Raw genomic sequence first — 3,852 nt, 5'->3', positions numbered from 1 at the left:
ATTTCTTTTTGTTTGAAAATGAAAGGGTTAACATTTTTTTGGAGGGTGGAAGTATGAAAAAAAAGATACCAGTTTTTGTAGCATCAACAGTAGCGATGAGCATGATGTTAGGGGCATGTAGCTATCAAAAAGATGAATCGCAAGCAAACGCTAAAGGGGATAGCGGAAAAAGCGGCGCGAAGCAAGTTATTAACTTAATTGAAACACAAGAAATTCCAACGATGGATCCAGCGTTATCAGCTGATGCAGTTTCTTCAAGAGTAATGACTAATACGATGGAAGGCTTATACAGTTTAGGAAAAGATGATAAGCTAGTTCCTGGTGTAGCGAAGGAATTCAAAAAATCAGAAGATGGTAAAAAATATACATTTAAATTACGTGAAGACGCAAAATGGTCAAATGGTGAGCCTGTGACGGCAAAAGATTTCGTATATGCATGGCAAAGAGCGATTAACCCAGATACAGCTGCGAAATCAGCGTACATTATGTATGATATAAAAAATGCAGAGAAAATTAATAAAAAAGAGATGAGTCCGGATCAATTAGGGGTAAAGGCGATTGATGATTATACATTAGAAGTGGAATTAGATAATTCAATTCCATACCTTGTAGATTTAATGGTATATCCAATCTTCTATCCTGTGAATGAAAAGTTTGTGAAAGAGCAAGGTACGAAGTTTGGTTTGGAAGCGAATACAACGCTTTATAACGGGCCATTTACATTAAGTGATTGGCAACATGAACGTAGCTTTAAAATGACAAAGAGCGCGTCATATTGGGACAATAAAGAAGTGAAGATTGAAGAAGTAAACTTTAATATTGTAAAAGATACATCTACGCCAATTAACTTATATGAAACAAATGCAATTGATCGAGCGTCGTTATTAGCGGAGTTTATTGATAAATATAAAGGAAAACCAGATTTCCAAACAGTAGAAGATACATCTGTATTCTTCCTTCGTTTAAATCAAAAAGATCCAGCTTTAGCAAATAAAAATATTCGTAAAGCAATTTCACTTGCTTTTGACCGTAAGCCATTCGTGGATACATTATTAAATAACGGTTCTAAGCCAGCGACAGGATTAATTCCTGATAACTTCATTAAAGGACCAGATAAAAAAGATTTCCGTGCTGTAAACGGGGATATTGTAAAACCAAACGTGAAAGAAGCGAAGAAATATTGGGAAGCTGGTAAAAAAGAACTTGGTAAAAATGAAATCGAATTAGAATTATTAAATGAAGATGTAGAGTTATCAAAGAAAACTGGTGAATATTTAAAAGGTGAATTAGAAAAGAATTTACCAGGTTTAACAGTAAAAATTAAACAACAACCATTCGCACAAAAACTAAAATTAGAAGATGCGGGCGATTATGTCATGTCATTCTCTGGATGGAGTGCGGACTTCCCAGATCCAATTACATATCTTGATATGTTTGTAACAGATGGGTCACAAAATAAGATGAAGTACTCTAATCCAAAATACGATGAAATCATTATGAAGGCGAAAAAAGATGGAAGCGATGTAAATGCTCGTTGGAATAACTTATTAGAAGCAGAAAAAATGTTACTTGATGATGCTGCGATCGTTCCAGTATATCAACGTGGTAGAGCATATTTACAAAGAGATTCAATTAAAAATATGTATAACCATAAATATGGCGGCGATTTAAGCTTTAAATGGGCGTCAGTAGAGAAATAAGAAAAAAAGCAGGTGATCACCTGCTTTTTTTAATACGTTCGTTTCTTATAAATGCCTTTTCCGCCAACTTGGTTCCAGCCAGATTGTACATCCAAACTTTTGTTAACAAACTTCATTTTTTCTTTTCCACCAAAGAGCTTTTCGCCGATGCTATTTGTAATGACACCAATCAATGCTGTTATTCCGATGATGAGGGCAGCAACCGTAATAAAATCAATAAAAAAAGCAATCATTTGAAAACTCCCCCTTTGCCTGTCTGTATGTTTATTGTATGAGATAAAAAATGAAAAAGAAAGAAATGTCAGAAAAATATTTAATTTACTTTAGAAATCATGTAGACAGGAGGGAGGATATTTGTTAAAATAAGAACAAATGTTCCTTTTTATTCTCATTTGTATAGTCTTACATTTCTTAATTGATTTATCAAGAAAAAGTAAGAAAACGTTCTCTTTTTCATAGGGAAGATTATAGATAAATAACTATATATTATATGAAAAATCTATGGGAAGTGAGTAGTAAAAGGGTTGAAAGTTATTGTTAAAGTACAGCTGAAATGAGCGTAATCATGTTACATAGCAGTGAAATACACGGGAGAGTTTTCTCAACTAGCAGGAAATTTACTGTATATTTCTTGCAAAATCTATTGTATAATGATTATAGAAGTTACTTATTAAAAGTAATTGTTGTTTATTATAAGTTGTTGCTTACATGAAATGTGATTTTTGTACTTTTCAATAAGACAAGTTATCACGAAAAATTGCTGAAGTTAGAAATTAAAACTGTATTTAGTACAGAATTTGTACTCTTTAAGGAGAGTGAGCTTTGTATGGTAACATTATATAGTTCTCCAAGCTGTACGTCTTGTAGAAAGGCGAAATTATGGCTAGAGGAAAATCATATTCCCTATACAGAACGTAATATTTTCTCAGATCCATTAACGATTGAGGAAATTAAAGAGATTTTACGTATGACAGAAAGCGGAACGGATGAGATTATTTCTACTCGTTCGAAAGTTTTCCAAGAATTGAATGTAAACTTAGAGTCTTTACCACTTCAAGATTTATATAAGATGATTCGTGACTATCCAGGGATTTTACGTCGTCCAATTATGATTGACGAGAAACGCCTTCAAGTTGGTTACAACGAAGACGAAATTCGTCGTTTCTTACCACGTACAGTAAGAACGTTCCAATTACGTGAAGCACAACGTCTTGTAAATTAATTATAATAATATGAAAACCTTCTACCTATTATATAGTAGAAGGTTTTTTTTAATGTTTCACATTGCGTAATCGAACTTGTTGTACAATAAAGCCGATGCATAAAATAGTGAAAATGAACAAATAAGGAATGCTTGCAGTGAAACTTGGATTGTTATGAAAAAAGGTTGCAAGTCTGTCTTCATGTGTAACCATTTTTCCTGCAGTATAGGCAAGAATCGCTGCACCGCAATAAATGAGGAATGGAAATCGTTCCATAAGTATTAAAATAAGTTTGCTGCCCCAAATAATAATCGGGATAGAAATGAGTAAGCCGATTATGACGAGTAAAAATCTCCCGTGAGCTGCACCTGCAATGGCAATAACATTATCAAACCCCATAACGAGATCCGCGAAAACAATTGTCCGCACAGCTTGAAATAAAGTTGTTTTTCCTTGAATAGAAGAAAGATCGTTACTATTATCGGTTAATAAATTGACTGCAATTAATGTAAGTAAAACCCCGCCAATCAATTGTAGAAATGGAATGTCGAGTAAATAGACAGCTAGTATAGTAAGGACAATTCTTAGTACAATCGCTAAAAGAGTACCGATCAAAATAGCCTTATTTCGTTTCGATTCAGGTAAATTTCGGCTAGCTAGTGCGATGACGATTGCATTGTCACCACCTAATACAACATCGATACCGACAATCATTAGTACGGATGTTAAAAACTCTAAGTCCATTCGTCTGCCTCCATTTATGATGTTTTAATAAGCGAACTATATGTATGTGATGAAGAAAGTTGTTGTTAAATAATCTCTTCTAATAGAAGTTTCACTTTATTACAGTGTACGGGGGAATGTGGAAATGTATGTCCAAATTTTTTGTAAGTAAGAAATCGCTATAATAATATATTTATGTAGTTTATCGAGTAAAGATAGGCATATAA

The 3,852-nt window shown here is 33.5% G+C and carries 4 protein-coding genes; 2 read left to right on the top strand and 2 right to left on the bottom strand.

Annotation, left to right across the window (positions count from 1 at the left end; all coding sequences use genetic code 11):
• Positions 1–53 precede the first annotated feature (53 nt).
• Entirely contained in the window at positions 54–1,700 is a 1,647-nt protein-coding gene (locus ACQGSG_RS27385; RefSeq protein WP_098219024.1) for a peptide ABC transporter substrate-binding protein, read from the top strand.
• 29 nt (positions 1,701–1,729) lie between these two features.
• Here the strand turns inward: ACQGSG_RS27385 and ACQGSG_RS27380 are convergent, their stop codons facing one another.
• Entirely contained in the window at positions 1,730–1,933 is a 204-nt protein-coding gene (locus ACQGSG_RS27380; RefSeq protein ID WP_000559971.1) for a hypothetical protein, read from the bottom strand.
• Positions 1,934–2,526: 593 nt separating this feature from the next.
• On the opposite strand from ACQGSG_RS27380, the gene spx reads away from it, so the two are divergent.
• Positions 2,527–2,922, top strand: coding sequence for a transcriptional regulator Spx (gene spx, locus ACQGSG_RS27375; protein ID WP_000258267.1), 396 nt, complete (start codon positions 2,527–2,529; stop codon positions 2,920–2,922).
• 49 nt (positions 2,923–2,971) lie between these two features.
• On the opposite strand, the gene ACQGSG_RS27370 is transcribed toward spx, so the two are convergent.
• Complete coding sequence (locus ACQGSG_RS27370; RefSeq protein WP_000362615.1) at positions 2,972–3,646, bottom strand: TerC family protein; 675 nt, start codon at positions 3,644–3,646, stop codon at positions 2,972–2,974.
• Between the last annotated feature and the right edge of the window lie 206 nt (positions 3,647–3,852).

The sequence above is a fragment of the Bacillus sp. GMa5/1 genome, from assembly GCF_050172015.1.
In the GTDB taxonomy this organism is placed as follows: domain Bacteria; phylum Bacillota; class Bacilli; order Bacillales; family Bacillaceae_G; genus Bacillus_A; species Bacillus_A cereus.
Note: the sequence above shows the minus strand (reverse complement) of the source record. Positions and strands in the feature narration are given on the sequence as shown.